This is a genomic window from Streptomyces sp. NPDC088923 (genome assembly GCF_044749745.1).
In the GTDB taxonomy this organism is placed as follows: Bacteria; Actinomycetota; Actinomycetes; order Streptomycetales; family Streptomycetaceae; genus Streptomyces.
The window spans coordinates 257,427-282,321 of sequence record NZ_JBIVIO010000007.1 but is presented as its reverse complement, the minus strand read 5'-3'; the positions used below and the strand labels follow the sequence as shown (position 1 = coordinate 282,321).

The window sequence follows — 24,895 nt, the reverse complement described above, 5'->3', positions numbered from 1 at the left end:
TTGCTCTCAAGCGAGGTTGACGAGCCGGATGTACTTCGTCCAGTCCCACAGCGCGCCGGGATCGGTGTGGTCGGTGCCGGGCACCTCGACGTGCCCGAGGATGTGCTCCCTGTCCTTCGTGATGCCGTAGCGGTCGCACACGGAGGCGGTGAGCGCGGCCGACGCCTCGAACATGGCGTTGGTGAAGTACTCGGGCCTGTCGACCCAGCCCTCGTGCTCGATGCCGATGCTGCGCGTGTTGTAGTCCCAGTTCCCGGCGTGCCAGGCGACGTCCTTCTCGCGCACGCACTGCGCGATGTGGCCGTCCGCCGAGCGCACCACGTAGTGGGCGGTGACCTGCTTGGCCGGGTTCTGGAAGATGGCGAGGGTGTCCGCGAAGTACTCCTGCGTCACGTGGATCACCACGTACTCGACCGGGTACTGCGAAGGCCGTTTCGCGACCGTGTAGTTGGAGGTGCTCGCGGGCACCCACTCGGCGCCCGGGTAGTCGACCGCGGCCGGTTTCGCGGCGGCGGCCGGGGGACCGGTGAGCAGCGCGGCGGGCACGACGGCGAGCGCGGTGCCCTTGAGGAGGGTGCGGCGGCTGGGCACAGATCTGGCGCGTTCCACGGTGGTTCCGCCTCCTGGTGGGGGGTGGGCCCCGCCCGGTCGGACGGGGTTCGGCTACGGGCACGGTACGGCGTGGCGCCGCCGCGCGGAAGGAGGCCAACTCCCGTACGGGGCAAGCGGGGTGACGCGCGTCCAGCTCGGCGTTCGCCCGGCCGCCTCAGCCCGCGGTGAGCGCCACCGGGTCGTCGAGCACCGCCCGCACCACCGAGTGCGCCGCGCCGAGGAGCGGGCCCTCGCGGCCGAGTCGCGAGACCGTCACCGGACGGTTCGCCGTCGCCGTGCGCCGGGTCAGCTCGCGGCGCAGCGGCGGCAGCAGCCACTGGGCGAGCGGCGAGAGCGAGCCGCCGAGCACGACGCCCTCCGGGTCGAGGAGGTTCACCGCGCCCGAGAGCGCGATCCCGAGCGCGCTTCCCGCGCCGCGCAGGGCCTTGAGCACCGCCTTGTCGCCCTCGGCCGCGCGCTGCGCGAGCAGCCCGACCGACTCCTGTCCCGGAGCGAGGCCCGCCGCGCGCCACACGGCCTCCTGCCCCGCGTACTGCTCCAGGCAGCCGCGCCCCCCGCACGGGCACGCCGGCCCCTCGGGACGCACCGGCACATGCCCCAGCTCGCCCGCGAACCCCCTTGTCCCGCGCAGCAGTTCACCGCCGAGCACGACGGCGGCGCCGATCCCGATCGCGGCCGAGACGTGCACGAAGTTCTCGTGCTCGCCCTCGCCGGTCCACAGCTCGGCGAGCGCGCCGAAGTTTGCCTCGTTGTCGACCGTCACCGCCAGCCCTTGGGGCAGCAGCGGGCCGAGGTCGGTGTCGGTCCAGCCGAGGTTGGGCGCGCGCACCACGAAGGGGCGGTCGCGCTCGACGAGCCCGGGCACGGCGACCGCGAGCCCGGCGGGCCGCAGCCCGAGGCCCGCGGCGGCCCCCCGCACCTCTTCGACGAGCCCACCGAGTTCGGCGAGCACGGGCTTCGCGGCGCGGTCCCGGTTGTCCACGGGCCGCACGACCCGCGCCCGCACCGCCCCGCCGAGGTCCACCGCGCACACGGACAGGTGGTCGACCCCGATCTCCGCCCCGAGCCCCGCGGGTCCCCGCGCGCTCACCGCGAGCGCGGACCCGGGCCGCCCCACCCGCCCCGGCCGCTCGGGCCCCAGCTCATCGAGGAACCCGGCCCGGATCAGCTCGTCCACGAGTGTCGAGACCGCGGCCCTGGTCAGTCCGATCCGCGCCGCGACAGCCGCCCGCGACAAGGGTCCGTGCGCGGCCACGGTGTGCAGAACCCGCGCGAGATTCCGCCGGCGCATCCCTTGCTGCGTATCCGGCAACGCGGCGGTCATCGCGACTCCTCCCATGGTCCAGCCTCTTCGGGGGTACCTCCCGGCCGAAGGCTGGGGGTGTTCGAGGAGCGGGGGCCGGGGCGGAGCCCTGAAACGGCCCCGCGCCGGGACCTCACTTCTCGGCCGGCCCCCCGTCCAGGAGGTTCACCGCGTCGGAGAGTACCCCGGAGATCCGCGCCAGCGTCTCGCGGTCCTTCGCCACCGGCTCCAGGAGCGGTCCGCGTGCCGTGTCCCAGCGCCGGGCCACGGCCGCCGGGTCCTCGCCCGTCAGGAGCCCCGCCGCCTGCGCCGCGGCGCCGAGCGCGACGAGTTCCTTCGCCTCGGGCACCCGCACGGGACGCCCCGAGAGCCGCAGCACGGTCTCCTGCCAGGCCCGCCCGCGCGCCCCGCCGCCGATGAGCAGCAGCGGCTCGTTCTCGTCCCCCTCGCCGTCGAGTACGAGGCCGAGCGCGTCCAGGAGCGAGTAGACGGCGCCGTCGTACGCGGCCTGGAGGAGCTGGCCGCCGCTCGTGTCGTGGCGCAGCCCGGTGAGCAGCCCGGAGGCGCCCGGCAGGTTCGGGGTGCGCTCGCCGTCGAGGTACGGCAGGAAGCTCAGCGCCCCGCCGGGTTCGACGGCCTCGCGGTCGAGGCCGAGGAGGGCGGCGACCCGGTCCACGGCGAGCGTGCAGTTGAGCGTGCAGGCGAGCGGCAGCCAGTCGCCGTGCGCGGCGGCGAAGCCGGCGACCGTACCGCTCGGGTCGGCGGGTCGGCGCGGCGAGAGGGCGTACACCGTGCCCGAGGTGCCGAGGCTCAGCACCGGCGTCCCGGGGCGCAGCCCGAGCCCGAGCGCGGCGGCGGCGTTGTCCCCGGTCCCGGCGGCGACGAGGGTGCCGCGCGCGAAGGGCAGCGCGTCGCCCCGTACCGTCCCCGCGACCTCACCGGGTCCCACGACGCGCGGCAGCTTCGCCGCGTCGAGCCCCACGAGGCCGAGGATCTCCTCGTCGTACGCCTCGGGGCCCGCCGCCCACCAGCCGGTACCCGAGACGTCGCCCCGGTCCGTCGTGCCCTGGCCCGTCAGCCGCTCGGTGAGGTAGTCGTGCGGCAGCCGCACGGCCGCAGCGGCCTTCGCCGCCTCCGGCTCGTGCTCGGCGAGCCAGGCCCACTTCGTGACGGTGAACGAGGACCCTGGCACGCTCCCGGTCCGCTCCGCCCACCACCCGGGGCCGCCCTGCCGCTCGATGAGCGAGCGTGCCTGCGGAGCCGAGCGCACGTCGTTCCACAGCAGCGCGGGCCGCACCGGCTCCCCGGCCGCGTCGAGCGTCACGAGCCCGTGCTGCTGACCGCCCACCGAGACGGCCGCCGCCTGCCGCGCGTACGGCCCGCACTGCTCCAGGGCGCTCAGCAGCGCCTCCCACCACTGCCGGGGGTCCGACTCGCGGCCCGCCCCCGTCGTCACCGTGTGCGGCGCCTGCCCGCTTGCCACGATCCGCCCCGTCGCCACGTCCACGACCAGCGCCTTCGTGGACTGCGTCGAGGTGTCGATCCCCACCACGTACGGCCCTTCGGCCTGCTCCCCGGCTGTCATCCTCGTCCTCCCATCGCGCCGCCGCCCGCGTCCCGGAGCGGCGTCCTGCCCGGCTGATCACACCACCGTGTCGTACTCCGTCCGGCGGGGCGAGACACCCGCCCGGAGGGGCCGAATCGGCACCCGCTCTTCACAGCCGGGCTCCGGGAGTCTAATTTGTTAAGCGCCATGACGAAATAGGCCACGGCGCGCACGACACGATGGCGAGGGAGCCGCATGAACTACCAGCCCACCCCCGAGGACAAGTTCAGCTTCGGTCTGTGGACCGTCGGCTGGCAGGGCCGGGACCCCTTCGGAGATGCCACCCGCCCCGCGCTCGACCCGGTCGAGTCCGTGCGCCGACTGGCCGAGCTGGGCGCGTGGGGTGTCACCTTCCACGACGACGACCTCATCCCCTTCGGCTCCACGGACGCCGAGCGCGAGCGGATCGTCAAGCGCTTCCGCGAGGCGCTCGACACGCACGGCCTCGTCGTGCCGATGGCGACGACGAACCTCTTCACGCACCCCGTCTTCAAGGACGGCGGCTTCACCTCCAACGACCGCGACGTCCGCCGCTACGCGCTGCGCAAGGTCATCCGCAACATCGACCTCGCCGCCGAGCTGGGCGCCGAGACGTACGTCGCCTGGGGCGGCCGCGAGGGCGCCGAGTCCGGCGGCGCCAAGGACATCCGCCTCGCGCTCGACCGCATGAAGGAGGCGTTCGACCTCCTCGGCGAGTACGTCACCGAGCAGGGCTACGGCCTCCGCTTCGCCATCGAGCCCAAGCCCAACGAGCCGCGCGGCGACATCCTGCTCCCCACCGTCGGCCACGCCCTCGCCTTCATCGAGCGCCTGGAGCGCCCGGAGCTGTACGGCGTCAACCCGGAGGTCGGCCACGAGCAGATGGCCGGGCTGAACTTCGCCCACGGCATCGCCCAGGCCCTCTGGTCGGGCAAGCTCTTCCACCTCGACCTCAACGGCCAGAACGGCATCAAGTACGACCAAGACCTCCGCTTCGGCGCCGGCGACCTGCGCAACGCCTTCTGGCTCGTCGACCTCCTGGAGACCGCCGGGTACGCGGGCCCGCGCCACTTCGACTTCAAGCCGCCGCGGACCGAGGACTTCGACGGCGTGTGGGCCTCGGCCGCCGGCTGCATGCGCAACTACCTCATCCTCAAGGAGCGCGCCGCGGCCTTCCGCGCCGACCCGAAGGTCCAGGAGGCACTGAAGGCCGCGCGCCTCGACCAGCTCGCGCTGCCCACCGCCGAGGACGGCCTCGCCTCGCTGCTCGGCGACAAGAGCGCGTACGAGGACTTCGACGTGGAGGCCGCCGCCGAGCGCGGCATGGCCTTCGAGGCGCTCGACCAGCTCGCGACGGACCACCTGCTGGGCGTTCGCGGCTGAGCGGGTCCGCTCCGCCGCCGGGGCCGCGCGGGGGTATGAGCCCTCTCGGCCTCGCGGCAGGCCCGGACAGAGCCGTGGGCCCCGCCTGCCGGAAGGAAGGCGGGGCCCACGGCCTGCTCGGAACCGCTCAGCAGTGGTTGGGCACGTTGCCCTTGTCGTTGCCCTTCAGGTAGACGGCGCTCACGTAGCCGATTCCGCCGCTGTTGAGCTGGAGGCGAACCCAGTTGCGGTTGCTGATGCCGTGGTCGTTGACGAGGTCGCCCTCCAGCCAGCAAAGGCCCGTGTAGCTGTAGTTGGCGTTGACGTAGCTGACCACCCGCTCGCCCTTGGCGGGACCGGCGTGGACGTTGCCGTGGGTCCAGGCGACGACGGTGGTGGCGGCGAAGGCGGGGCTCGCGGCCATGACGCCGGCCCCGGCGAGGGCGAGGCTCGCCCCGCCCATCGCGAGGGCGCGCTTCATCTTCGTACCGAGCATGCGGGTTCTCCCGTTGGGTGACGACAGCCGGGGGCACGGGCGTGCCCTCCGGTCCCGGCACGGCGTACTGCCCCGTGCCGCGCCGGTTGCGACGCGTCCCACGCTCTCGGACGCGGGCCGCTCTGCCAATCGCTGAAGCGAATGAAAGGCCGAGGCCGTGTTCCCGGCGCTCGTTCGACCGCGGGCAGGGGCCGGGGGGTGTGCTCCGTGGCGACAGTGGCGAAAGGTTTACGGCCGCGAATCGCGGGAGCGCGGGGGAGCGGGGCGGGGACCCCAGGAGGCGCTTCGAGAGGTCTGGCGCGGGTGTGCCGCAGGCGACCCCGAGAAAGATCAGGGTTGCCCCGGTGGCCGATCGGGTCTCCACTGGAACCGTGGGAACGGCAGAGCCGTTCTTGACGACAGGTGACCGGGACGGGGCCGCGAGACCGTGGCCCGGCCGGACGAGCACCGGGGGAGACGAGAGACATGTCCACAAACGCGAAGGTGGCGGCCGGCGGCGCCGTCGTCGGCCTCATCCTGCTCATCTGGCTGCCTTGGTGGGCCGCCCTGCTGATCATCCTCGGCGTCCCCGCCGTCGCCTACCTCACCCTCGACCCGAGCCAGCGCCGCAGGCTGCGCAGGGCGAGCCGCAAGCAACTGGGCCGCTGAAGGGCCGGGCCTCCGGAGGGCGAGTGTCGGAGCCACCGCCTACGGTGCCCGCATGACGCAGGAGAGCGAGTACGTCCGCGGCGACGCCATCCAGTACGTACGCGGCGACGCCACGGCCCCGCGCGGCGAGGGGCCGCGGATCATCGCGCACGTCTGCAACGACCGCGGCGGCTGGGGCAAGGGCTTCGTCCTCGCCCTCACCCGCCGCTGGCCCGAGCCGGAGCGCGCCTACCGCGCGTGGCACCGCGAGCGCGCGTCCCGCGACTTCGCCCTCGGCGCCCTCCAGCTGGTCCGGGTCGAGCATGCCGTGTGGGTCGCCAACATGATCGGACAGCACGGAACCGGCCGTGGCGGCAAGGGCGTCCCGGTCCGGTACGAGGCGATCGGCGAGGCGCTCGACCGCCTCGCCCCCGAGGCCCTGCGCCTCGGCGCCTCGATCCACATGCCCCGCATCGGCTGCGGACTGGCCGGGGGCCGCTGGGACCGGGTGGAACCGCTGATACGGGCGCGGCTGACGGAACGGGGGGTGCCGGTGACGGTCTACGACATCGGGTGAGAGGCAGGCGGTGCGGCCGGGCCCCGGTCTCAGGAACGCGCTGCCAGCGCTTCGAGCCCGGCCAGGAGGGCCGGGAGCCGGGGGCCGCGCTCGACTGGGACGACCTCTCCCGGCACCGCGTCCAGCAGGACGAAGGCCATGTCGTCGGTACGGGCCACGAGCGACCAGCCCGGGCCGTCGACCCGCAGCAGACGTGCTTCGTCGCTCGCGAACGCGGAACGGATGCGCCCCAGCGGCGGAGGCGTGTCGAGATAGGCGCGGGCCTCGGCGAGTGCCGCGCGGACCGAAACGGCGGTGGGCTCGGAGCCCGGAGCCGTGAAGGAACCCTCGGGGCTCGCGGAACCGTCGGGGCTCGCGGAACCGTCGCCCGCCTCCGCCGCCTCGGCCTCCTCCGCCGTGAACTCCCCGCGCCACGTGGCCCACTGGCGGGAGATCTCGTCGGCGCCCAGCCGCCGTTGGGCCGGGCCCCAGCCCGACGAGGACGGCGGGCGCAGGGCCTCGGGGGCCTCCGGGTCCCCCGAGAGGTCCGGGTCGTGCGGCGCGGGCACGCCGGGGGCGGCGACCGCGAGCGCCAGGGGCCAGCCCGGCAGGGTCGCCACGATCGCGCGCGGAACCGGCGTCAGCTCGTACTCCATCCCGCAGTCCCACGAGGCGATCGCGACGGCGACCAGCGAGACGTCGTCGACCACGACCGTCCACCGCGCCCCCGCCCCGTCCTGCCCGAGGACGAGTCCGTAGCCCTGGACGAGGGGCGGCAGCCCCAGCCGGCCGCATGCCTCCGGGTAGTCGTCGCCGAGGGCCCCGGGGAACTGGGCCGGGGTGAGCAGCGCGGCGGTGAGGACGAGCAGCGCGTCCTCCTCACCACCCGCGAGCCCTTCGCCCTCGCCCGCCGCGGCCACGTCCGGCCGCCCCGGCTCCTCACCCGTCGCCCGCGCGGTCTCCGGCACCTCCCTCACCACGGTCCCGTTCCCCGTGTCCTCCGGCTCGCTCACGTCCGCCTCCCGATCGCCGCCCGAGCGTCCCGTCCCGTGCGGAGGCAGGACGACGGGGGCCCGCCTCGTGCGGGCTGGCGCACCTTAACCAGTCGGTAACCACGGCGTCGAGAGGCCGCACAAGCCCGTCCCGAAGCCTTCACCCGGCATGCGAGTCGCAGGCGAGCGGGGGAGCGAGCAGGGACGGTACGGGGCGGGGCGACGGTCGCCGGTCAGGGTGAGGCGCCCCGATCACCGGTCAGGGTGAGCGCGCCTCCCCGGTCAGAGTGAGGCGTCCCGTCACGGGTCAGGGCGAGGCGTACCGGCAGCCCGTCAGGTCACGGGCCGCTCCGGCTTCCGTACCGCCACCGCGAGAAAGCGCGTGTCCTCGTCCACGTACGACACGAGCCGCCAGCCCGTGGCGTCCAGCAGCGGGACGAGACGCGCCCTGGTCCGTACATCGTCCTCGCTCAGCTCCCTTCCGTGGCGCGCCGCGAGGGCCGCGCGCCCGAGCGGGTGGAAGAGGGCGAGCCGCCCGGCGGGCCGGGTCACCCGCGCGAGTTCCCGCAGGCCGGTCTCCGGGCCCGGCAGGTGCGAGACGAGCCCCGCCCCGAACACCGCGTCGCAGGCCCCCTCCCGCAGCGGCAGCCGCGCCACGTCCGCCAGGACGAGTGTGCCGTGCCGCGCCCGGCCCTTCGCGTCCGCCTCGCGCAGCATCTGAGGCGTCAGGTCCACGCCGAGCACGGCGCCCGCGATCCCGACGCGTTCCCGCAGCGGCGCGAGCGCCCTGCCCGTGCCGCAGCCCGCGTCGAGCACCACATCACCCGGGCGCAGTCCGAGGACCGCCGTGGCCGCGTCGTAGCGCGGTTGATCGCCGGGGAACCTGTCCTCCCAGCCCGCCGCGCGCGATCCGAAGAACTCCCGTACCTCCTGCTGGGTCTTCTCGTTCATGCCGTCCATCCTGCCCGCGGGGACGCGGAACGGGGGAGGGGCCCGGGAATCGGGTCCCTCCCCCGTGGCGTACGGGATGTGGCTCAGGCAGCGGCCGAGGCCACCGAGCCGGCCCTGACGCGCCTTTCGGCGGGCGCGAGCATCCGCTGCGCCAACTCACCGAAGAGCAGGCCGAAACCGGTCCACAACGTGAGCTGGATACCGATCGAGGCCACGCGGAACTGCCACAGCAGCGTGGCGGGGAAGTCGTGTCCGACCTCGTTGACGGACGGCAGGAACGCGTAGGCGAGGCCGATCACGACGGCGAAGCCGGCGAGCGCGACGACCGTCGCCCACCAGTTGCCGAGCGTCGGCGCGAGCCGCTTGCCGATGATCACGGTCGCGAGCGCGAGCAGCACGCTGAGCAGCATCATCAGCCCGTACAGCGCCGTGCGCTTGCCGATCGTGTCGGGGTTCCCGACGGCCGGGGGGTTCGCCGGGTACTTGAGGAAGGGGACGATATAGACGGCGAAGAGGCCGCCCGCCGCCATGAGCGCGGCGGTCGCGCGCGGGCTGAAACGGCCCACACGGCCGAGCGCGAAGCAGTAGGCGAGGGCCACGATGCCGCCGAAGGCGACCCCGTAGGCGAGGACACCGGTCGCGAGCCCGGCGGTGGACTGGAGGCCGCGGCTGACGACCTCGACCTCGTGCTCGTGGCCGCCTCCCCCGTGGGAGTGCGCCTCCTCCAGAGCGATCGCCGAGTCCACCCGGGGCTCCCCGAGCAGGTAGGCGACGACGAAGGCGAGGACCCCGGCGGCGAGACCGGCGAGCATCCCGCGCACGAGGAGTTTCCTGACGATGGCGGAGTTCATGAGAGTACGAATCCGCCCGTCAGTGGCAGGGGAAACCGAGCAGGTGCCGGCCGTCGTGCACCCACTCGTGGACGCCCGTGCCGGAGAACAGCGAGGTGGCGCCTTGCTCGGCGCCGACGAAGTAGAGCGCGATGAGCATGAGGAGACCGACGAAGACCGCCCACGGCAGCACCGTGCGGATCGGCAGCCGAAGCGGGGTCTCGGAAGCGGAGGAAGAGCCCGAAACGGGCGGGGCGGCGGACTGCGCCATGGCAAGCCTCCTGGGGAACTCGCGTCCCGGTCGATGGAGCTTCGAATACGCATGACGGGTCTGACTCGCCGGGTCCGCGTACGGGGCCAGGCATACAGTGGCGCGACCGTTCCGGGCTCTCACCGGATTCCGTCATGTCGCTTGTAAGGTCATCGGGACGATATCGCTCACCCGTCCGAACGCCAAGTGCGCCTGCTGGACGTGGGACATGACAAACGGTGAAAGCGGGCCGGTATGACGATCCGAGTGATCCTTGTCTCGGCGGCGGAGAGCGAGGCGAGCCGTTCCGCCGCCTTCGACGACGGCACACCGCTCACGGACCGGGGCCGCGCGGCCGCCGCCGAACTGCGGGCGAGCGGTGTGCCGATGCGGGCGGAGAACGTACGGGTACGGGCTCGCCGCGCGCCCTCGCCGCGCTGCCGAGAGACATCCGCCCTCCTCGGCCACCCCGGGGCCGTCCCCGAACCCGCCCTCGCCGGGCAGGAGCCGGGAAGCTGGCGCGGCCGTCCGCTCGACGCGGTGGCCGCGGCGGAGCCCACCGCCCTCGCCGCCTGGCTCTCCGACCCGGCGGCACGCCCCGGCGGTGACGGCGAACCGCTCACCGACCTGGTGCGGCGCGTCGGCGCGCACCTCGACCACCTCGCGGAAACGGTGACGGGGCCGCTGCCCCTGTTCGTCGAACCGGACACGGTCCGCGCCGCCCTCGTCCACGCCCTCGGCCTCCCCCTCCCCGCGTACTGGCGCGTCGACGTCCGCCCGCTGGCGGTGACGACGCTCAGCGGGCACGGCGGGCGGTGGAACCTGGTGCTGTCCTGACCGTCCATTCGGTTCGTTCCTGGTTCGCGTGATCGTGAATTCCGTCGCTGGCGAACCCGGTGCGGTGCGAAACGGTCCGGTCCGGGCACGAACATGCCCATCCGGTAAAGAATCCCGCACTTCGCCCCCTTTGCCCGGTGGCTTGTCATCCTGGGCGCTTCGGCACCGGGACGGCTGGTGCCTGGGGTGCGCTGGCGAGGGAAGTGGCGGATGAGCGACGGACGGTGGCACGCGGCGGGGGAACGCCTCATCCTCAAGATCGTCGTCTCGGGTGGGCCCGCCACCGGCAAGACCTCGTTCGTCGGTGCCGCGCGGGGGAGAGGGCCCGCGTGGGGGAGTGGGCCCGCGTGGGGGAGTGGGCGGCCGGAGGGCCACGCCTTGGAGGGCGAGGCTCCGGACGGTGGTGGGCCGGATGGCGGTGGCTCGGACGGTGGTGGGCCGGGCGGCCGTGGCCCGGACGGTGGTGGGCTGGGTGGGGAGGCAGCCGTACCGGTGTCGCCGCGCCCGTACGGCCCCGTCGTCGCGTACGAGCCGGCCGGTGGTGCGGGGGAGCGGGGGAGCGGCGTGGGGGCGGTCGCGCTCGACTTCGGGCGGATCGTGCTGCGTCCCGACCTGACGCTGTGTCTTTTCGGCGTCCCGGGGCTCGAACGGTCGGCGGCGCTCTGCGAGGACATGTGCGGCGGCGCTCTCGGTGCCGTCGTCCTCGTCGACACCGGACGGCTCGCCGAGAGCTTCGCGCTCGTGGACCGGCTTGAGGAGCGGGCGCTGCCCTTCGTCGTGGTGATGAACCGCTTCGCGGGGCCCACCGCGTACACCCCCGGCCAGGTCGCGTCGGCGCTCGGCCTGTCCCCGGGCGTCCCCGTGCTCGCCGGTGATGTGCGCGAGGCGGCGACGGTCCGTCATGTCCTCGCGGAACTCGTGGCGTACACGGGGAGGTTCCGGGCGGCGCGACTGCTTCAGGCGGTGGGGCGGTAAGTCGCGGCGGAGCGGGCCGGCGGCGTCGGCCGGGGTGGCGGCCGGCGCCGCCGACGGGGCGTCAGTCGGCGACGCCGCCGTAGGCGACGACCTTCTCGACCTTGACCCGGACGAGGAGTTCCCCCGGCACCCCGTTGCGGCGCCCGTAGACCTCGGCTTCCTGCGGGCCCACGTAGCGCTCGGCGATCGCCGTGGCCCAGCGCAGCAACTCCTCGGGGTCTTCGCTGATTTCGGTGGAGCCCTCGATCGTGACGAACGAGAACGGCGGGCGCTCGTCGTCCACGCACAGCGCGACACGCCCGTCGCGGGCCAGATTCCGCCCCTTGACGGTGTCCTTGCCGGTGTTGAGGACCAGGTCCGAACCATCCAGAACGAACCAGATCGGGGCGATGTGCGGACTTCCGTCCGCCCGCACGGTGGCCAGCTTCGCCGTCCGTGTGCCTTCCGAGACGAAGGTCCGCCATTCTTCATCGGTCATTTTGTGGGTCATATGCTCATCATCCTTGCTGTCCGCCGGGTGGTGGGGAAGGCTTGCCGAAGGGTTCCTCCGAACAGGGGGAGCGGCTGCGGACGGGGAGAGCGGAACGTGGAACGGAACGCAAGACTCGGGTGGCTTCTCGACGAACTCACCCAGCGCGTCGAGCACATCAGGCACGCTCTGGTGCTGTCCAACGACGGACTCGTCACGGGGCTCAGCGCCGACCTCGCGCGCGAGGACGCCGAGCACCTCGCGGCGGTCGCCTCGGGTCTGCACAGCCTCGCCAAGGGCTCGGGCACGCATTTCAAGGTGGGCAAGGTCCGCCAGACGGTCATCGAGTTCGACGAGGCGCTTCTCTTCGTCACGGCGGCGGGCGACGGCAGTTGCCTGTGCGTGCTGAGCGGCTCGGACGCCGACGTGGGTCAGGTGGCCTACGAGATGACGCTGCTCGTGAGCAAGGTGGGGGAGCACCTGGGGGTGGATTCCCGGCGGCCGGGAGCGGCTGGGTGAGGGTGCGGGGAAGTCGCGGGTGGTCGCGGTGAGGTCGCGGGAGGGTGCGCTCGGGGGTGTGCGCGGAAGATGCGTGGACGGGGTGATTTTCCGATCTTCGCCGCGTTGGTGATCGGATGATCTGATTGCCGCTGAGTTATCCACAGGCAGGGTGAAGGTGGTGTCTGTCCTGTCCCATACGGTCTGTCCCAAGGTTCGGCTCCGAGGGGGACGGTATGGCGGTACGTGGCATGACGACGGTGGCGGCGACGCCGGGCGCGAGGTCGGTCCAGGGGGACTTGCTCACCCCGGAACAGGCCGCCGCCCTGCTGGGGTTGGCGACCGATGAGGTGGAGCGGGCGGCCGTCCTCGACGTGCTGCCCTCCGTACCCGGACGCGGCACGCTCCCGCGCCGTTTCACCGCCGAAGAGATCGAGCGGCGGCGGGCGGCGCCCGGCTTCCCGGCTGCTCTCCGCGAGGCGGTACGGTGCGTCGGCACCGCCGACGCCGCCGAACTGCTCGGCATCGCCCCGCACCGCTTCACCCGCCTCGCCAAGCTGGGCCTGCTCGCGCCGGTCGACGTCCACCTCAACCGCTACCGGGCCGTCGTCTGGGCCTACCTCGCCGCGGAAGTCGAGGAGCTGGGACGGCGCAGACCCGAGCTGCTGGTCGGCAGGCTCCCGGCCGGACTGCGCTCCATGGCGGAGGGGGACCGGCGTGCGGCGCGGTGGCGGGAGCGGCGGCGAGAATCCCTGCACCGGCTCAGCTCCGACCCGTGGGAGCGGGCGGCCCTCCTCGCGGTCCAGCTCGGCCCCGAGGAGACGGCCCGCGCGGCGGACCCCGACGAGTGCGGGTACCTGCGGCGCCTCGTCCCCGCGCAGGGAGATCCGGCGCTGACGTCCCTGATGAGCGCCCTGGGGGCTGATGAACTCGCGGACGTCCAGGCGCGATTCGCTGGCGAGCTGACACGCGCCCGAGCCGACCGGCCGGCGCCTCGGACAGTACGGAAGGTCCGGGTGGGGCCGGGCACGGAGGGGGTCGTCCTCAAGGGTGTCTCGTCGTCTCCGCCGGGACGCGTTTCGACACCCTCCGCCGCAGACAACCGGTCCTCTCCCGTCCCGCGACCCGCACCGTCCCCGGAGCCGACGCCGCCTCCCCGGCCCGCCGCTCCGCCCGCGCCCTCGCTCCCGCGCGGCTCCGCGCCCCGGACCACCCCGGCCTCGCCCGCGCACCCCGCACCGCGCGTCGTGTCCCCGCACCCGGTCGCTCAGACCCTGCCATTCCCGGAACCGGTGGCGTCTCCCGCACAACCGAGCACCACGCCCGCCACCACCTCGACACGTCCGGGTCCCTCTGAGCCGTCAACTCCCCAACGGCAGACGGCTTCTTCCTCTCTCGGGATGCCGACGGCCCCGGCGCCCCGTGCGCCGTCTCCCGCCACGAAGGGCACGGCGTCGTTCCCGGCCCCGTCCGCGCCGACGCGCTGGGGACCGGGAGCCGCTGCCCCGTCACTGGTGGACGCGCTTTCGGCCGGGCCCTCGCTCCCGGTCCCGTCTCCGCTCACGTCCCGGGAGCACGGCTCGGCGCCCACCGCGCCGCTCGCGTCCGGGACGCATGCCACGTCCGCGCGGCCCGCGCCCGCTGAACAGCCGAGCGCCGTGGCGCCGACGGCCTCGCCCACGGGGCCGGAGCCGTCTGCCGTTCCCATGGCTCCGGAGCCCGGTGGCTCGCCGCCTGTCACGCCGCCGGTGTCCCCCTCCCCGGGCGGGCCCACGCTCCCCGGGACCGCCCCCGCCAATCCGCCGCGCACCTCGCCCACCGGTCCGCCGTGCCCCTCGCCGCGCGCGGCCTCGCCTTCGGGGCCCCCGTCGCCTCCAGTAGGCCAGCAGGCCGGTGCCCCGTCGGCCCAACCGATCCCGGCTGCGTACCCGGCCGCCGAAGTCGACGCCCGTCGCCCGTCGCGTCACTCCCGGCCCAGTCCCCGGCCCCTCTTCGGCACCGGTGCTGTCCGCACGCGTGCGCCTCGGGTCCCTCGTCCGTTCCGCCCTCCTGCTGCCCCTCGCTGCGCGCCGACGAGGGTGCCGACCCCGGCGCGCGGCGGGCGCGGCGACGGTTCGTGCCGTGGCCCCGGCGGGGCGGCGGCACGGCGTACCGCGAGTGCCGCCGGACCGGCGGCACCGGCCAGGGGCGGTGCCGGTGAACACGGCCACGGTCGCGCGCGTTCTGGTCCGGCGGCTATGCGCCCGGCTCGTGCGGCGCCTCGCCGGGCCGCGCCCGGATATCGTGCGGCGCCTCGGACCGCACCTGGATGCCGCCGCGCGGCCGGAACAGCCCCTCCTGCACGACCGAGACGAGCAGCCTGCCCGCCCGGTCGTAGATCCGGCCCCTGGCCAGCCCGAGTCCGCCCGTGGCGACGGGCGACTCCTGCTCGTACAGCAGCCACTCGTCCGCGCGGAAGGGCCGGTGGAACCACATCGCGTGGTCGAGCGAGGCGAGGTCGAGCAGCCGCTCGCCCCACAGCGGCTCCACCGGCAGCCGCACCGCGTCGAGGAGCGTCGTGTCGCTCACGTAGGCGAGCGCGCACGTGTGCACGAGCGGGTCGTCGCCCAGCGGAGTCACGGCCCGCATCCACACGGCGCTGCGCGGCTCAGCCCCCGCCATCTCCTCGGACGTCCACCGCAGGCGGTCGACGTAACGGATGTCGAAGGGCTGCCTGCGGGCCATCCGCTCCAACTCGTCCGGCACCCCGCCGAGATGGGCGCGGACCTCGTCCGCGAGCCGGGGCAACGACTCGGGGTCGACGAGCGGCCCGGGGCCCGCCGGCGGCAACTGGTGCGCGAAGGCGCCCTCCTCGGGCACGTGGAAGGAAGCGGTGAGCGTGAAGATCGTGCGGCCCTGCTGCACGGCGGTCACCCGCCGCGTCGTGAAGCTCCGCCCGTCCCGTACCCGCTCCACCTCGTAGACGATCGGCACCCCGGGACGGCCAGGACGCAGGAAGTAGGCGTGCAGCGAGTGCACGGGGCGGTCCGCGTCCACGGTCCGGCCTGCCGCGATGAGCGCCTGCCCGGCGACCTGCCCGCCGAAGACGCGTTGCAGCGACTCGTCGGGGCTGCGGCCGCGGAAGATGTTCACCTCGATCCGCTCCAGGTCGAGGAGGTCCACCAGGCGCTCGGGCACGGGTTCGCCCGCGTCGGTCATGGTCACGTACGCCCTTTCACACAGCACGCCCCGCACCACAGCGGCACGGGCTCGGGGACGGAGAAGGAACACCGGCGCGGCCCCGGGGACCGCGCCCGCCGGAGGCCCGGCTCAGAGCTGCCCCACCGAGGTGACCCGGACCACCGCCCGGCCCTCCGCGTCCGACGCGGTGAGGTCCACCTCGGCGCTGATGCCCCAGTCGTGGTCGTCCTCCGGGTCGTCGAAGATCTGCCGCACCCGCCACAGCGCCTCCTGCGGCCGTTCCTCGATGAGCAGCAGCTTCGGGCCGCGCGCGTCAGGCCCCGTGCCCAGCTCCTCGTGCGCGTCCCAGTAGGCGTCCATCGCCTCGCCCCAGGCGTCCGCGTCCCAGCCCGCCTCGGCGTCCATCGTGCCCAGCTCGTCCACCCGGTCGAGCGCCGCCAGCTCGACACGCCGGAACATCGCGTTGCGCACGAGCACCCGGAACGCGCGCGCGTTGGCCGTCACCGGCTTGACCTGGTCGGCCTTCTCCTGCGCCTCCTCCGCGCTCATCTCCTCCGGATTGGCGAGCTGCTCCCACTCGTCGAGCAGGCTGGAGTCCACCTGGCGCACCAGCTCGCCGAGCCACGCGATGAGGTCCTCCAGATCCTCCGACTTCAGGTCATCGGGGACGGTGTGCTCCAGGGCCTTGTACGCGGAGGCGAGGTACCGCAGCACGATGCCCTCGGTGCGGGCCAGCTCGTACAGCGAGACGTACTCCGTGAAGGTCAGTGCCCGCTCGTACATGTCGCGCACCACGGACTTGGGCGAGAGCGGGTGGTCACCGACCCACGGGTGGCTCCTGCGGTACGTGTCGTAGGCGTGGAAGAGCAGCTCCTCCAGGGGCTTCGGGTAGCCGATCTCCTGGAGCCGCTCCATGCGCTCCTCGTACTCGACGCCGTCCGCCTTCATCGCGGCGACGGCCTCGCCGCGCGCCTTGTTCTGCTGCGCGGCCAGGATCTGACGCGGGTCGTCGAGCGTCGACTCGACGACCGAGACGAGGTCGAGCGCGTACGAGGGCGACTCGGGGTCGAGCAGGTCGAAGGCCGCGAGCGCGAACGTGGAGAGCGGCTGGTTGAGCGCGAAGTCCTGCTGGAGATCCACGGTGAGCCGGACGATGCGGCCCTCCGCGTCCGGCTCGTCGAGGCGCTCCACGATGCCGCCGTCGAGGAGCGAGCGGTAGATCGCGATGGCCCGGCGGATGTGCCGCAGCTGCTGCCGGCGCGGCTCGTGGTTGTCCTCCAGGAGGTGGCGCATCGCGTCGAAAGCGTTGCCCGGGCGGGCGATCACGGCGAGCAGCATCGTGTGCGTCACCCGGAACCGCGAGGTCAGCGGCTCGGGGTCGGAGGCGATGAGCTTCTCGAAGGTCTTGTCGCTCCAGGCGACGAAGCCCTCCGGAGCCTTCTTGCGCACGACCTTGCGCCGCTTCTTCGGGTCGTCCCCGGCCTTCGCGAGCGCCTTCTCGTTCTCGATGACGTGCTCGGGGGCCTGCCCCACGACGAGCCCCGCGGTGTCGAAGCCCGCGCGCCCGGCACGGCCGGCGATCTGGTGGAACTCCCGAGCGCGCAGCGTGCGCACCCGGTTCCCGTCGTACTTCGTCAGCGCGGTGAACAGCACCGTACGGATCGGCACGTTGACGCCCACGCCGAGCGTGTCCGTCCCGCAGATGACCTTGAGCAGCCCGGCCTGCGCCAGCTTCTCGACGAGCCGCCGGTACTTCGGCAGCATCCCCGCGTGGTGCACCCCGATCCCGTGCCGTACATAGCGCGAGAGGTTCCGCCCGAACTTGGTGGTGAAGCGGAAGTTGCCGATCAGCTCCGCGATGCGGTCCTTCTCCTCGCGCGTGCACATGTTGATGCTCATGAGCGCCTGCGCCCGCTCGACGGCCTGCGCCTGCGTGAAGTGCACGATGTAGACGGGTGCCTGCCGCGTGTCGAGCAACTCGGTCAGCGTCTCGGTGAGCGGCGTCAGCTTGTACTCGTACGAGAGCGGCACCGGGCGGGTCGCGGAGCGCACGACGGAGGTCGGCCGGCCCGTGCGGCGGGTGAGGTCCTTCTCGAAGAGCGCGACGTCCCCGAGCGTCGCGGACATCAGCACGAACTGCGCCTGCGGCAGTTCGAGCAGCGGGATCTGCCAGGCCCAGCCGCGGTCGGGTTCGGCGTAGAAGTGGAACTCGTCCATCACGACCTGGCCGACGTCCGCGTCCTTGCCGTCGCGCAGCGCGATCGAGGCGAGGACCTCGGCGGTGCAGCAGATGACCGGGGCGTCGGCGTTGACCGAGGCGTCGCCGGTGAGCATCCCGACGTTCTCGGTGCCGAACATCTTGCACAGGTCGAAGAACTTCTCCGAGACGAGTGCCTTGATCGGGGCGGTGTAGAAGGTGACCTTGTCCTGCGCGAGCGCGGTGAAGTGCGCGCCCGCGGCGACCAGGCTCTTGCCGGAGCCCGTCGGCGTCGAGAGGATGACGTTGGCTCCCGAGACCACCTCGATCAGCGCCTCCTCCTGGGCCGGGTACAGAGTGATCCCCTGGCTCTCGGTCCACGAGGCGAAGGCTTCGTAGAGGGCGTCGGGATCGGGGGTCGCAGGGAGCTGATCGATAAGGGTCACGCCCCCATCTTGCCCTTTCGCCACCGGGGAGGGGGAATCGGCGGACGGCACGAAGATCACGACCGGTAGGGTGAGGGACCGCTCGTCCGGCCGGAAGGAAGCGGGACGGGCCGTCAACTGCACAGCGGTGCGTCGAAGGTGGGGGACACGCTCATGATGGGACCGGCACACTCGCTCTCCGGGGCCGCGGCCTGGCTCGGGGTCGGGGCGCTCGCGGCGGCCAACGGGCACGAGATGCCCTGGCCGGTACTGCTCGTCGGCGCGCTCATCACCGCCGGGGCCGCCCTCGCACCCGACCTCGACCACCACGCGGCGACGATATCCCGGGCCTTCGGGCCGGTCAGCAAGGCGCTGTGCAAGTTCGTGGACGCCCTCTCCTACGGGGTCTACAAAGCCACTCGCGGCAAGAAGGACCCCCGCAGGAGCGGCGGCCACCGCACCCTGACGCACACCCTCCTCTGGGCCGTCCTCATGGGCGCGGGCGCCTCCGCGCTCGCCGTGGCCATCGGTCGCTGGGCGGTCCTCGGCATCCTCTTCGTGCACATGGTGCTCGCTATCGAGGGACTGCTGTGGCGGCAGGCGCGTGTCTCCAGCGACGTGCTCGTGTGGCTGCTCGGGGCGACCAGCGCGTGGATGCTCGCCGATTTCCTCGACCGGCCGGGGAACGGGGCGCACTGGCTCTTCACCGGAGACGGCCAGGCGTACATGTGGCTCGGCCTGCCGATCGTGCTCGGCGCGCTCGTGCACGACATCGGCGACGCCATCACCGTCTCGGGCGCCCCCATCCTGTGGCCGCTCCCGATAGCCCGTAGGCTCTGGTACCCGCTCGGCCCCCCGAAGTTCATGCGTTTCCGGGCCGGCAGCTGGGTCGAACTGAAGATCCTCACCCCGATCTTCATGGCCCTCGGAGCGATCGGCGCCCTCTTCGCCCTCAACGTGGTCTGAGCCGGGGCCCCGTTCCGTCACCTCCCGCGGCCCCGCCCCGTCACCCCGCAGGCGCCGACCAATCGTGCTCGGGGTGGACCACGCCGAGCAGCGCGCGCACCAGCGACTCTGGCTCGTCGAGCCCCGCCGCCGCGCGGGTGCGCGTCCCGTTCGCCACGAGATGCGGCAGACAGCCGTGCAGAGCCAGGGTCAGCACGCGGGTACGGCCCTCGTCCACCGGCAGGCCCGCTGCCCCGGCAAGCGCCGAGAAGCCGAGGAAGTCGCCGAGGGAGATCCCGTCGAGCACCTCGGCGAGCCACGGCCGCCGGGCCGCCTCGGCGTGCAGTTCCAGATAGGCGAGTACGCGCGTCCGGCCGACGCCCACCGCGTCGGCGAGGAGCGCGGACAACAGCTGTACGAGGGCCTCCTGCCTCTCCCGCTCCGGCCCGTGCATCGCCGTGGGGACCTCCGCGGCGCGTTCTCCGTAAGCGAGCGCGCACTCCTCGGCGACCGCCCGCAGCAGATCCTCACGCGTCGGGAAGTAGTTCTTCGCCGTTCCCACGGGGACCCCCGCCGCCGCGTCCACGGACCGGTGCGTCAACCCTCTGCCGCCCTCTGCCGCCAGCACGGCCAGCGCCGCCCGGCGCAGAGTCCGTCTGCGTCGCACGTTCTCCTGAGGCATCGCGTCTCTCCCTTTCCCCCGTGGCTTGCCCGGCTCTCCCAGCGCCCTCCCTCAGGCACCACATCCGTGGTACTACGGGTGTGGTGAAAGTTCAGGCTACCGGGGGCATCATGAACGACTCACGCGCTCATTCCGTACTCGTCGTCGGCGCCGGAGTCGCCGGGCTCACCGCCGCGCTGGGCCTGCGCCGCGCGGGCTGGGCGGTGCGCCTCGTGGAGAGCCGGGAGGAGCAGCAGCGGTACGGCACGGCTTTCGGTATCCATCCCACGGCGCAATCGGCCCTCGACCGGCTCGGCGTCGGCGAGGCCCTGCGCGCCCAGGCGGTCCCGTACCGCGCGGGCGGCATCAGGGCCTCGGACGGCTCGCGCCTCGCTCGGCTCCCGCTCGACCGCATCGAGCGCGCGGCGGGCAGGCCCGAACTCCTCATCTCCCGGCCGCGCCTGCTCGACATCCTGCTCAGCGCGCTCGCCGCCCGCGACGTACACCCCGTCTACGGACACCGACTGCGTGACGCGCACGCCGAGGCGGCGGGCCACGACCTGGTCGTGGGTGCCGACGGGCTGCACAGCGCCGTGCGCACCGCGTACTTCGGCACGCGCAGCGCTCCGCGGACGCTCGACGCCTCGGCCTGGATCGGCATAGCGGACACGGAGGACGGCGCGGACGTCGCGGGGAACGAGGTGCGCAACCCCCCGCGCGGCGGCACTGAGGGCCCGGAGTACGGCGAGATCTGGGGCGAGGGGCGGATCTTCGGCGTCACACCGGTCGAGCCGGGCCGCACCAACTGGTACGCCGTCGTCCCCGCCGGCACCCCGGGCGAAGAGCTGCCCGCGCTCTTCGCCTCCTGGCCCGAACCCGTCGGCAGGCTCCTCGCCGCCACCACAGCGGAGAACCGGCTCTGCTACCCGATGCGCCACCTGCACCCCGCGCTGCCCCGCTTCGTCAGCACCCGGCCCGGAGCGGTACCGGCCGCCCTCGTCGGGGACGCCGCCCACGCGATGACGCCGCACCTCGGCCAAGGCGCCTGCACGGCGATACTCGACGCCGAGGCCCTCGCCGCCGCCCTCGCCGCCGCCCTCGCACGGGACCCGTGGCACCCGGAGCGGGCCGTGCGTGCCTACGACAGGGCCCGCCGCCGCTCCGCGCAGCGCGTCGCACTCGCCTCGCGCACCCTCCACCGGGTCACGCGGACCCGGCACGCGCGCGCGAGGAACGCCCTGCTCCGCGCCCTGCCGCTCTAGGTGTGCTCAGCCCCGGCCGCCGTGCGAGCGACACCTCGCCGCATGCTCGCTCAGCCGTGCCACGACTCCCAGAGCCGCGCGTACGCCCCCTGCGCCGCCACCAGCTCCTCGTGGCTGCCCAGTTCGCTGATCCGCCCGTCCTCCACGACCGCGATGACGTCCGCGTCGTGCGCCGTGTGCAGGCGGTGCGCGATGGCGACGACCGTGCGGTCCGCCAGGACCTTGCCGAGCGAGCGCTCCAGGTGGCGGGCCGCGCGCGGGTCGAGCAGGGACGTGGCCTCGTCCAGGACGAGGGTGTGGGGGTCGGCCAGGACGAGGCGGGCCAGCGCGATCTGCTGCGCCTGCGCGGGTGTCAGCGTCGCCGCGCCGGAGCCGACCTCCGTGTCGAGGCCCTGGTCGAGCGCTTGCGCCCACGGCGTCGCGTCGACCGCCGCGAGTGCCGCCCACAGCTCCTCGTCGCCCGCCTCGGCCCTGGCGAGGCGCAGGTTGTCGCGCAGGGAGCCCACGAAGACGTGGTGCTCCTGGTTGACGAGCGCGACGTGGCGGCGGACCGCCTCCGCCGTCATCTCCGAGAGCGGTGCGTCTCCCAGCGTCACCGCGCCCGTGCGGGGGGCGTAGATCCCGGCGAGCAGCCGCCCGAGGGTCGACTTGCCCGCGCCGGAGGGGCCCACGAGGGCGAGCCTGGTGCCGGGCTCGACCGCGAGCGTCACCTCGCGCAGGACGTCGACCCCCTCCCGGTAGCCGAAGTGGACGTCGTCGGCGTCGAGCGTGCGGCCCCGCGGCGCGACGCTCTCGTCCCCGGCGGCAGGCTCGATGTCCCGTACCCCCACCAGACGCGCCAGCGACACCTGCGCGACCTGCAACTCGTCGTACCAGCGCAGGATCAGCCCCACCGGTTCGACGAGCATCTGCGCGAGCAGCGCGGCGGTCGTCAGCTGGCCGACGCCGATCCACCCCTGGAGCACGAAGGCCCCACCGACCATCAGCACCGAGGCGAGCACGGTCGTGTGCGTGACGTTGATGACCGGGAAGAGGACGGAGCGGAGCGAGAGCGTGTAGTTCTCCCATCGGGTCCACTGGGAGACCCGCTGGTCGGTGAGGGCGATGCGGCGCGAGCCGAGGCGGTGGGCCTCGACCGTGCGGCCCGCGTCGACGGTCTCGGCGAGCGCGGCGGCGACGGCGGCGTACCCGGCCGCCTCGGAGCGGTAAGCGGAGGGGGCGCGCTTGAAGTACCAGCGGCAGCCCACGACGGCGAGCGGCACGGCGATCAGCACGGCGGGCGCGAGGGGCGGCGCCGTCACGACGAGCCCGCCGAGCAGCAGCACCGCCCACACGAGCCCGATCGAGAGCTGCGGCACCGCCTCCCGCATCGCGTTGGCGAGCCGGTCGATGTCCGTCGTGATCCGCGAGAGCAGGTCGCCTGTTCCGGCGCGCTCCAGGACGCCGGGCGGCAGCTTCACGGAGCGTACGAGGAAGTCCTCGCGCAGGTCGGCGAGCATCTCCTCACCGAGCATCGCGCCGCGCAGCCGCACCATGCGGATGAACACCGTCTGCACGAGCAGCGCGAGCGCGAAGAGGGCGAGCGTGCGCGGCAGATGGATCTCGTCCGCGTGGTCAGAGACCCGGTCGACGAGGTCGCCGAGCAGGTACGGGCCGATCATCGAGGCGATCACGGCGACCGCGTTCACCGCGATGAGCGCGACGAAGGCGGTGCGGTGCCGGCGGAACAGAGCGCCTGTGTAGGCGCGTACGGTCGCCGGGCTGCCCACCGGCAGCGTCTCGGCCATCGTCGGCGCGGCCGGATCGTACGCGGGGGGCTTGGGCCCGGTCATGCGGTTTCCTCGATCCTCACGGTGTCCTTGCCGGGCCGCTCGTCGCCGGGAGTCGCGACGACGGCGCTTCCGGCGGGGCCGTCCGCGGCGGCTGCGGCCTCGCTGACCACCTGCACCTCGCGGAGCGCGCCGAGGTCCGCCTCCTCGTCCGTCTCGCGTGTCACGACCGCCCGGTAGCGCGGTTCCGTGGCGAGCAGTGCGCGGTGCGCGCCCTCGGCCACGACCGTGTCGCCCAGGACGAGCACGACCCGGTCGGCCGCGTCCAGCAGCAGCGGTGACGAGGTGAGGACGACGGTGGTGCGGCCCGCGCGCAGCGCGGCGAGACCGGCCGCGATGCGGGACTCGGTGTGCGCGTCGACGGCCGAGGTCGGCTCGTCGAGTACGAGGACGTCCGGGTCGGCGACGAGCGAGCGCGCGAGCGCGAGCCGCTGCCGCTGCCCGCCCGAGAGCGACCTGCCGCGCTCGGTGATCCGGGTCCGCAGCGGATCGCCGCCGCCGGTCCCCGGATCGGGATCGGCCTGCGCGAGCGCCGCGAGCACGTCCGCGCACTGCGCCGCCGCGAGCGCCGCGTCGGGCGCGACGGCCCCCGAGGACGGGACGTCGAGCAATTCCCGCAGCGTCCCCGAGAGCAGTACGGGGTCCTTGTCCTGTACGAACACCACGCGCCGCGCCTCGGCGAGCGGCAGCCCGTCGAGCGCCACGGTGCCGAGGAGTACGGAGGGGTCACCGGCGCGCTCGGGGGAGTGGCCGCCGAGCCGGTCGGCCAAGCGCCCTGCGGCGTCGGGGTCCCCGCACACGACGGCGGTGAGCCGCCCCTCGGGCACCCGCAGCCCGGTGAGCGGGTCGTACAGCTCGGCGGGACCCGCGTACGCACCGGCTCCGGCAGACTCGGTACCACCGGCCCCCGCGCCACCGCCCCGGGATTCCGCATCGCCGTCTGCCGACTCCGCGACCCGCCGCAGCGACAGCACGCGCGCCGCGCGCCGCGCCGAGGGGCGCGAGAAGGAGTAGGCCATCGCGATCTCCTCGAAGTGGCGCAGCGGCCACGCGAGCAGCGTCACCGTGCTGTACACGGTGACGAGTTCCCCGACCGACACGGTGCCCGTGCGGGCCAGACGCACCCCGTACCAGACCACCGCGATGAGCAGCAGCCCCGGGATGAGCACCTGCACCGCGGCGATGAGCGACCACAGCCGCGCGCTGCGCACCGCGGCCCCGCGCACCTCCTGCGAGGCCGCCCGGTAGCGGCCGAGGAACAGCTCCTCGCCGCCGATGCCGCGCAGCACCCGCAGCCCGGCCACGGTGTCCGAGGCCAGTTCCGTCGCGCGTCCCGCCTTCTCGCGCTGGACGTCGGCGCGGCGCACCGAGGGCGGCAGGAGCGGCAGGACCGTGAGCGCCACCACAGGCGCGCCGATCGCCACGACGAGCGCGAGGTGCGGCTCGTAGAAGAACAGCCCCACGCAGATGAGGACGACGGTGAGCGCCGCCGCCATGAAGCGCGAGAGCGCCTCGACGAACCAGCCGATTTTTTCGACGTCGCCCGTTGAAACCGCGACCACTTCTCCCGCCGCGACCCTGCGGGTGAGCGTCGAGCCCAACTCCGCGCTCTTGCGGATCAGGAGCTGCTGGATGCGCGCCGCCGCGGTGATCCAGTTGGTGACGGCCCTGCGGTGCAGCATGACGTCACCGAGCGCGACGCCCGCGCCGAGCAGCAGGAGCAGCAGCCCCGCGAGCACGAGCCGCCGCCCGGCCCCGTCACCACCGTCCGAGACGGCCTCGACGGCGATGCCCACCGGGTACGGCAGCGCCGCGAGCGAGCCGAAGTTGAGCAGCCCCCAGGCGAGCGCGCGCGCCTGCCCACCGAGCTGCTGTTTCCCCAGCCAGTACAGGAAACGGGGACCTGACCGGACGTCGGGGATGCCGGGGTCCGGAAAGGGAAGATCTCTGATGCGCATGTAAATCCAGGTCCGAGGAGCAAGCTCAGTGAGGTAAGGCTTACTTCTCGGACGCGGAAGGGCAAACGCTTTTCGGCTCAGAGGCGCCCGGCGGC

Annotated in this window: 22 protein-coding genes, 1 pseudogene and 1 riboswitch; of the genes and pseudogenes, 9 read left to right on the top strand and 14 right to left on the bottom strand. The window is 73.7% G+C overall.

Translation table 11 applies throughout. The features are described 5' to 3' along the window. Positions 1 to 6: 6 nt before the first annotated feature. From ACIP4O_RS24955 to xylB, 3 genes are all read right to left on the bottom strand, one after another. Positions 7 to 609 (bottom strand): N-acetylmuramoyl-L-alanine amidase, encoded by a 603-nt coding sequence (locus tag ACIP4O_RS24955; RefSeq protein WP_401577672.1) that lies wholly within the window; start codon positions 607 to 609, stop codon positions 7 to 9. Between the two features lie 157 nt (positions 610 to 766). Next, positions 767 to 1,936, bottom strand: a complete 1,170-nt coding sequence (locus ACIP4O_RS24950) for an ROK family protein (protein WP_401577670.1) — start codon at positions 1,934 to 1,936, stop codon at positions 767 to 769. A 112-nt stretch (positions 1,937 to 2,048) separates the two neighbouring features. Next, on the bottom strand, positions 2,049 to 3,500 hold the full coding sequence (gene xylB, locus ACIP4O_RS24945) for a xylulokinase (protein WP_401577669.1): 1,452 nt from the start codon (positions 3,498 to 3,500) through the stop codon (positions 2,049 to 2,051). A gap of 216 nt (positions 3,501 to 3,716) precedes the next feature. Between xylB and xylA the strand changes: the two genes are divergently transcribed. Continuing rightward, positions 3,717 to 4,883: a xylose isomerase gene (xylA, locus tag ACIP4O_RS24940; protein ID WP_401577667.1), complete on the top strand. Its 1,167-nt coding sequence runs from the start codon at positions 3,717 to 3,719 to the stop codon at positions 4,881 to 4,883. A gap of 127 nt (positions 4,884 to 5,010) precedes the next feature. Here the strand turns inward: xylA and ACIP4O_RS24935 are convergent, their stop codons facing one another. Beyond that, positions 5,011 to 5,358 carry an SH3 domain-containing protein gene (locus ACIP4O_RS24935; RefSeq protein WP_093854064.1) on the bottom strand — a complete coding sequence of 116 codons (348 nt, stop codon included), beginning with the start codon at positions 5,356 to 5,358 and terminating at the stop codon, positions 5,011 to 5,013. 465 nt (positions 5,359 to 5,823) lie between these two features. Here ACIP4O_RS24935 and ACIP4O_RS24930 point away from each other — a divergent pair, with 465 nt between their 5' ends. Together ACIP4O_RS24930 and ACIP4O_RS24925 are read left to right on the top strand one after the other, a co-directional pair. Beyond that, positions 5,824 to 6,006 (top strand): hypothetical protein, encoded by a 183-nt coding sequence (locus ACIP4O_RS24930; RefSeq protein ID WP_401577665.1) that lies wholly within the window; start codon positions 5,824 to 5,826, stop codon positions 6,004 to 6,006. A gap of 52 nt (positions 6,007 to 6,058) precedes the next feature. After that, a complete protein-coding gene (locus tag ACIP4O_RS24925) occupies positions 6,059 to 6,562 on the top strand; it encodes a macro domain-containing protein (protein WP_401577663.1) in 504 nt (167 codons plus the stop codon). Between the two features lie 29 nt (positions 6,563 to 6,591). On the opposite strand, the gene ACIP4O_RS24920 is transcribed toward ACIP4O_RS24925, so the two are convergent. The 4 genes from ACIP4O_RS24920 to ACIP4O_RS24905 all read right to left on the bottom strand — a co-directional run bounded on the left by ACIP4O_RS24920 (position 6,592) and on the right by ACIP4O_RS24905 (position 9,585). Continuing rightward, positions 6,592 to 7,554, bottom strand: coding sequence for a hypothetical protein (locus ACIP4O_RS24920; protein WP_401577661.1), 963 nt, complete (start codon positions 7,552 to 7,554; stop codon positions 6,592 to 6,594). A 312-nt stretch (positions 7,555 to 7,866) separates the two neighbouring features. Then, a complete protein-coding gene (locus ACIP4O_RS24915) occupies positions 7,867 to 8,484 on the bottom strand; it encodes a class I SAM-dependent methyltransferase (protein WP_401577659.1) in 618 nt (205 codons plus the stop codon). An 83-nt stretch (positions 8,485 to 8,567) separates the two neighbouring features. After that, positions 8,568 to 9,335 carry a CbtA family protein gene (locus ACIP4O_RS24910; RefSeq protein ID WP_401577658.1) on the bottom strand — a complete coding sequence of 256 codons (768 nt, stop codon included), beginning with the start codon at positions 9,333 to 9,335 and terminating at the stop codon, positions 8,568 to 8,570. A 19-nt stretch (positions 9,336 to 9,354) separates the two neighbouring features. Continuing rightward, entirely contained in the window at positions 9,355 to 9,585 is a 231-nt protein-coding gene (locus ACIP4O_RS24905; protein ID WP_401577656.1) for a CbtB-domain containing protein, read from the bottom strand. 35 nt (positions 9,586 to 9,620) lie between these two features. Then, a riboswitch (cobalamin riboswitch) is annotated at positions 9,621 to 9,754 on the bottom strand. Positions 9,755 to 9,819: 65 nt separating this feature from the next. Between ACIP4O_RS24905 and ACIP4O_RS24900 the strand changes: the two genes are divergently transcribed. Both ACIP4O_RS24900 and ACIP4O_RS24895 read left to right on the top strand, forming a co-directional pair. Then, the gene (locus ACIP4O_RS24900; RefSeq protein ID WP_401577654.1) at positions 9,820 to 10,401 is read left to right on the top strand and encodes a histidine phosphatase family protein; all 582 of its coding nucleotides are present in this window, start codon (positions 9,820 to 9,822) and stop codon (positions 10,399 to 10,401) included. Positions 10,402 to 10,611: 210 nt separating this feature from the next. After that, positions 10,612 to 11,376: a GTP-binding protein gene (locus ACIP4O_RS24895; RefSeq protein ID WP_401577652.1), complete on the top strand. Its 765-nt coding sequence runs from the start codon at positions 10,612 to 10,614 to the stop codon at positions 11,374 to 11,376. Between the two features lie 61 nt (positions 11,377 to 11,437). Here ACIP4O_RS24895 and ACIP4O_RS24890 read toward each other — a convergent pair whose 3' ends face one another. Continuing rightward, positions 11,438 to 11,866 carry a PPOX class F420-dependent oxidoreductase gene (locus ACIP4O_RS24890; RefSeq protein WP_361327028.1) on the bottom strand — a complete coding sequence of 143 codons (429 nt, stop codon included), beginning with the start codon at positions 11,864 to 11,866 and terminating at the stop codon, positions 11,438 to 11,440. A 96-nt stretch (positions 11,867 to 11,962) separates the two neighbouring features. Between ACIP4O_RS24890 and ACIP4O_RS24885 the strand changes: the two genes are divergently transcribed. Beyond that, a complete protein-coding gene (locus tag ACIP4O_RS24885) occupies positions 11,963 to 12,364 on the top strand; it encodes a roadblock/LC7 domain-containing protein (RefSeq protein ID WP_361327031.1) in 402 nt (133 codons plus the stop codon). 215 nt (positions 12,365 to 12,579) lie between these two features. Next, positions 12,580 to 13,281 (top strand): annotated as a pseudogene (locus ACIP4O_RS24880) (DUF6397 family protein); the annotation flags it as partial. 1,297 nt (positions 13,282 to 14,578) lie between these two features. On the opposite strand, the gene ACIP4O_RS24875 reads toward ACIP4O_RS24880, so the two are convergent. Both ACIP4O_RS24875 and ACIP4O_RS24870 read right to left on the bottom strand, forming a co-directional pair. Beyond that, complete coding sequence (locus ACIP4O_RS24875; protein ID WP_401577788.1) at positions 14,579 to 15,541, bottom strand: acyl-CoA thioesterase; 963 nt, start codon at positions 15,539 to 15,541, stop codon at positions 14,579 to 14,581. A gap of 111 nt (positions 15,542 to 15,652) precedes the next feature. After that, positions 15,653 to 18,217, bottom strand: a complete 2,565-nt coding sequence (locus tag ACIP4O_RS24870) for a DEAD/DEAH box helicase (RefSeq protein ID WP_401577786.1) — start codon at positions 18,215 to 18,217, stop codon at positions 15,653 to 15,655. A gap of 102 nt (positions 18,218 to 18,319) precedes the next feature. On the opposite strand from ACIP4O_RS24870, the gene ACIP4O_RS24865 reads away from it, so the two are divergent. After that, entirely contained in the window at positions 18,320 to 19,111 is a 792-nt protein-coding gene (locus ACIP4O_RS24865; protein WP_361327034.1) for a metal-dependent hydrolase, read from the top strand. Positions 19,112 to 19,151: 40 nt separating this feature from the next. On the opposite strand, the gene ACIP4O_RS24860 is transcribed toward ACIP4O_RS24865, so the two are convergent. Continuing rightward, the gene (locus tag ACIP4O_RS24860; RefSeq protein ID WP_401577649.1) at positions 19,152 to 19,772 is read right to left on the bottom strand and encodes a TetR/AcrR family transcriptional regulator; all 621 of its coding nucleotides are present in this window, start codon (positions 19,770 to 19,772) and stop codon (positions 19,152 to 19,154) included. A gap of 110 nt (positions 19,773 to 19,882) precedes the next feature. On the opposite strand from ACIP4O_RS24860, the gene ACIP4O_RS24855 reads away from it, so the two are divergent. Beyond that, positions 19,883 to 21,013 (top strand): FAD-dependent oxidoreductase, encoded by a 1,131-nt coding sequence (locus tag ACIP4O_RS24855; protein WP_401577648.1) that lies wholly within the window; start codon positions 19,883 to 19,885, stop codon positions 21,011 to 21,013. A gap of 50 nt (positions 21,014 to 21,063) precedes the next feature. Here ACIP4O_RS24855 and ACIP4O_RS24850 read toward each other — a convergent pair whose 3' ends face one another. Further along, positions 21,064 to 22,845: an ABC transporter ATP-binding protein gene (locus ACIP4O_RS24850; RefSeq protein ID WP_401577646.1), complete on the bottom strand. Its 1,782-nt coding sequence runs from the start codon at positions 22,843 to 22,845 to the stop codon at positions 21,064 to 21,066. Further along, complete coding sequence (locus ACIP4O_RS24845) at positions 22,842 to 24,800, bottom strand: ABC transporter transmembrane domain-containing protein (protein WP_401577644.1); 1,959 nt, start codon at positions 24,798 to 24,800, stop codon at positions 22,842 to 22,844. The genes ACIP4O_RS24850 and ACIP4O_RS24845 overlap by 4 nt, the downstream gene beginning before the upstream one ends. Positions 24,801 to 24,895: the final 95 nt, after the last annotated feature.

What these genes read in the sequence shown, in the direction of transcription:
- ACIP4O_RS24950 (WP_401577670.1), bottom strand. Translation starts at nt 1,936, where the DNA reads ATGACCGCCGCGTTGCCGGATACGCAGCAAGGGATGCGCCGGCGGAAT.
- xylB (WP_401577669.1), bottom strand. Translation starts at nt 3,500, where the DNA reads ATGACAGCCGGGGAGCAGGCCGAAGGGCCGTACGTGGTGGGGATCGAC.
- xylA (WP_401577667.1), top strand. Translation starts at nt 3,717, where the DNA reads ATGAACTACCAGCCCACCCCCGAGGACAAGTTCAGCTTCGGTCTGTGG.
- ACIP4O_RS24935 (WP_093854064.1), bottom strand. Translation starts at nt 5,358, where the DNA reads ATGCTCGGTACGAAGATGAAGCGCGCCCTCGCGATGGGCGGGGCGAGC.
- ACIP4O_RS24930 (WP_401577665.1), top strand. Translation starts at nt 5,824, where the DNA reads ATGTCCACAAACGCGAAGGTGGCGGCCGGCGGCGCCGTCGTCGGCCTC.
- ACIP4O_RS24925 (WP_401577663.1), top strand. Translation starts at nt 6,059, where the DNA reads ATGACGCAGGAGAGCGAGTACGTCCGCGGCGACGCCATCCAGTACGTA.
- ACIP4O_RS24915 (WP_401577659.1), bottom strand. Translation starts at nt 8,484, where the DNA reads ATGAACGAGAAGACCCAGCAGGAGGTACGGGAGTTCTTCGGATCGCGC.
- ACIP4O_RS24910 (WP_401577658.1), bottom strand. Translation starts at nt 9,335, where the DNA reads ATGAACTCCGCCATCGTCAGGAAACTCCTCGTGCGCGGGATGCTCGCC.
- ACIP4O_RS24905 (WP_401577656.1), bottom strand. Translation starts at nt 9,585, where the DNA reads ATGGCGCAGTCCGCCGCCCCGCCCGTTTCGGGCTCTTCCTCCGCTTCC.
- ACIP4O_RS24900 (WP_401577654.1), top strand. Translation starts at nt 9,820, where the DNA reads ATGACGATCCGAGTGATCCTTGTCTCGGCGGCGGAGAGCGAGGCGAGC.
- ACIP4O_RS24895 (WP_401577652.1), top strand. Translation starts at nt 10,612, where the DNA reads ATGAGCGACGGACGGTGGCACGCGGCGGGGGAACGCCTCATCCTCAAG.
- ACIP4O_RS24890 (WP_361327028.1), bottom strand. Translation starts at nt 11,866, where the DNA reads ATGACCCACAAAATGACCGATGAAGAATGGCGGACCTTCGTCTCGGAA.
- ACIP4O_RS24875 (WP_401577788.1), bottom strand. Translation starts at nt 15,541, where the DNA reads ATGACCGACGCGGGCGAACCCGTGCCCGAGCGCCTGGTGGACCTCCTC.
- ACIP4O_RS24865 (WP_361327034.1), top strand. Translation starts at nt 18,320, where the DNA reads ATGATGGGACCGGCACACTCGCTCTCCGGGGCCGCGGCCTGGCTCGGG.
- ACIP4O_RS24860 (WP_401577649.1), bottom strand. Translation starts at nt 19,772, where the DNA reads ATGCCTCAGGAGAACGTGCGACGCAGACGGACTCTGCGCCGGGCGGCG.
- ACIP4O_RS24855 (WP_401577648.1), top strand. Translation starts at nt 19,883, where the DNA reads ATGAACGACTCACGCGCTCATTCCGTACTCGTCGTCGGCGCCGGAGTC.
- ACIP4O_RS24850 (WP_401577646.1), bottom strand. Translation starts at nt 22,845, where the DNA reads ATGACCGGGCCCAAGCCCCCCGCGTACGATCCGGCCGCGCCGACGATG.
- ACIP4O_RS24845 (WP_401577644.1), bottom strand. Translation starts at nt 24,800, where the DNA reads ATGCGCATCAGAGATCTTCCCTTTCCGGACCCCGGCATCCCCGACGTC.